This is a genomic window from Streptomyces sp. NPDC048297 (genome assembly GCF_043201585.1).
Taxonomy (GTDB): Bacteria; Actinomycetota; Actinomycetes; order Streptomycetales; family Streptomycetaceae; genus Streptomyces.
In genome coordinates, this window is the sequence record NZ_JBICZA010000082.1 from 1 (window position 1) to 3,111 (window position 3,111).

Annotated in this window: 1 protein-coding gene; it reads left to right on the forward strand. The window is 64.6% G+C overall.

Going from position 1 to position 3,111, the window contains the following annotated elements; translation table 11 throughout:
• Positions 1-120 precede the first annotated feature (120 nt).
• On the forward strand, positions 121-3,111 hold a 2,991-nt coding region (locus ACGFYV_RS37450), incomplete at its 3' end, for a hypothetical protein (protein WP_393883018.1).

Sequence of the window (3,111 nt, forward strand, 5' to 3'; positions counted from 1 at the left end):
ACCGAGGTCCGATCCACGGGTGGCCAGAACGCTGTTGTGGAGGGCCGGGCCAGGCTACGGATCCTGCTGAAGGACGCCCAGCGGCTCGGACTGCTCCAGGCGCCTGCCCCGGACCCGGCCGTGGCGGGGCCCAAGGCTGATGATGTGGAGTTGCATGCCCGTACTTCTCCGCACCGGTTCCTGCGGCTCAACCCGTCTTTCGGTAGCTGGCTGCCGCATCTGAGCCGGGTCGCTTCCCTCAACACCTCTGACGCCCAGGACCTGTTCGACCGGATGCTGCATGCCGTGCATGAGGCGGCTCCCGGGATGCTCCCTGATGGTGTGGGAGCCGAGGGTGCACAAGCGATTCATGACGGGGGGAAGCCGAGTGCGGCTCAGCTCGCGAACTTCCTGAAGATCGCGTCGTTGATGCGGGGCGAGTCTTTGGCCGCGCGTCTGCATGACGCGGTGAACGGGAGTGTGTCGGTCCTTCTCAGCATTCCGCGTGTGACTGGTGTGCAGGAGGTGACACTCGAGCTTTCCGCGTCCTTCGAGCCGGGCGATTTCACGCACAGCAGTACGTGGGACGGCAACATGGAGACGTATTACGGCAATTTCTACGAACTCCAGGGTGACCGTTCCACCGTGTCCGGCGTGGAAGGCGGTATTGACGCGCCGTTCTGGTACAACTTCCCGGCTCACTCGCGGAAGCTGCGGAGTCTGGGTGCGCGGTTTGAGCAGCGGCTCGGTGGGACGTGGGTGTCGACGACCGGTGGGGGATTCTCCGCCGGCGGTGCGTCGGGTGGCGGCTCACGTTTCATGGGCGTCTTCGACGGCCAGGTGGACATCCGGTTCAAGGTGACCACCGGGACGGCAACTCCCGCGGCGAACGCGACGGTTCCGGGTGCCATGCCTGACATCGAGATGACGACGGTGCCGCCGTCGTCGGGGGCGGTGTCCGCGCCCGCGACGACGGGTCGGGCCGCCGACGAAGAAGCCACGCTGAGCAGCCAGTTGTCCGACCCGGTGACCGTCCATGTGAGTCTGCTGGTGGCTGATGACCTGCTGGAGGAGCAGGGGCCGAATGACGAGTGGGTCGACTCGGTGCGTATGCGCTCGTCCGTCGACCTGGATACGCGTCTTGCCTCTCGGGAGCTGAGTCAGCAGGCGCTGCCTGCGGTTTTCCAGCCGGCGGAGGATGAGCGGCCGCCGCTGCACTCGCTTCTGCTGGCTCACACGGGTGGCTTGCGGGGCGAGGCGGACAGTCTGCTGACCGAACTCGGCGTCACGTTGTCGGCGTCGGATCGTGTGAGTCTGTATGCGACGTTGAACGGTCTGGGGCCGCGTGTCGGTGATTTCATCGGTGGGAGTTTCCCGCTGTGGAGCCGGGTCGTGGGTCATGATTCCTTCGGTCTTTCGCGCAGGCTGGAATTCGGGTTGCAGGCGCGTATTCGGACGATGACGACCGTGGGTGTGAGTAGTGGCGCGTATCAGTACGATCACACGCTGACGACTGCTTCGGTCAGTGACAGTGCGACCTCGGATGTGTATGCGTGGGGTCTGTCGGTGGGTGGTAGTGCGAACTTCGCGGGGGGTGTTCACCGGGACCCGGCGTCGCATGTTCCGGTTTCCGACACGATTGTTCCGTCGCTGGGTGGCCGGTGGGGGAATGAGGCCCCGATGACGTTCGCGTCGTCGACGGAGGGTCAGAGTGACCGGGTCGATATCACGCTGGGCGCGCAGGAGATCGTGCATGCGCAGTTGGAGTATCAGCTCACTGCCACGGTGTGGAGCGAGAATCCGCTCAATCTGGTGAGTGGTCTGATTCGGAGTAAGCGTCTCAATGAGCGTGATGGTGAGCGCACGTTGACGAACGCTCCCGCGGTCATGATCATGCCTGCGGCTCGTGCCCAGGAGATGAGGGACAACTCCCTGAACGGCGGCGCGGTCACCGCAGCGCCCGCAGCAATCACAGCACCCGACGCGCCTGCAGTGCCCGATGCGCCCGCAGCCTCTGACGCGACCGTGTTGCCTCGGACGCTCGGGCAAACGACGAGCGACATGCTTCCGTTGACTCTGCCTTCTGATGGGCTGGGGCATGGCACGTTGTTCGAGATTCCTGATCTGCGGGCGAGTGTCGAGGCGAGCCGGAACATCCTTCATTCGGTGCTTGATACGGAGCATGCCGACTTGGTGTTGTCGAGGCTGCGTAGTCTTGCGTCGCGGCAGGGGACGAAGGCTGGTCTTGAGCCGATGGCTTCGGGTGTGCTCCGGTTCGTCGTTCCTTATCGTGGGGCGGTTTCCACAGCCCTGGCGGTGGTGACTGCGAAGATCGAGCTGACGAATCCTGTTCATCAGCGGAATGCGGGTGAGGGGCACGTTGTCGAGGGCAAGAACGTGCAGCGGGACAACCAGGCGATGTCGGTGCGTCAGGGTGAGAGCCTGAGCGGGAGAGTCGGTCTGGGATACGGCAATGGTCCGGTCGTTTCCGATGGTGTTCTTCTGCAGGGCAGTGGCGGAGGCGGCAACCTGTCGGCCACGTACGGGCACGGCCAGGGGCTGAGTACTGCTACGGGTCGTTCACGCAGTTCGGGCATGCTGAATGTCGATCTGGGGCCGGCGCTGGTTTCCTACGACGTCGCTGTGAACGTTGAGCTGGAGCGTTTCTGGGGGCTTACCTCTTCTCCCGCTCTGGTCGGACCGCTCCTGACTCACGTCGGTGCCCGTTCTCGTCACACGCTGATCGACACGTCTTTGCCGCAGGCGTTGACTCTGTCGTATCCGCAGCAGTTGATGGGGGCGGATGATGATGCGGTGCCGCCGGATCGTCCGGTTCCGTTGGTTGTGCCGGCGTCTTATGCCGGGGCGCGTACGGGTGTGCGTCCGAGCCCTGAGGAGCTCACCGAGGCGTTCCTCGGCACGGTCGGTGGTCTGCGTGATCTCCTGCGGGAGGCCGAGACGCTGGTCGGGACGGAGCAGCGGGCGCTGGGGCAGAATTCCTGGCACGGGGCGCGTGCTCATCTGGCGACGCGTCTTTCGACGGTGTTCAGCATGGCGTGGATGCATCAGCGTGCGCTGCACCTGATTGCCGGTGGTGAGATCCGGGTGCCTCTCACGGTTCCCGGGGTGTTC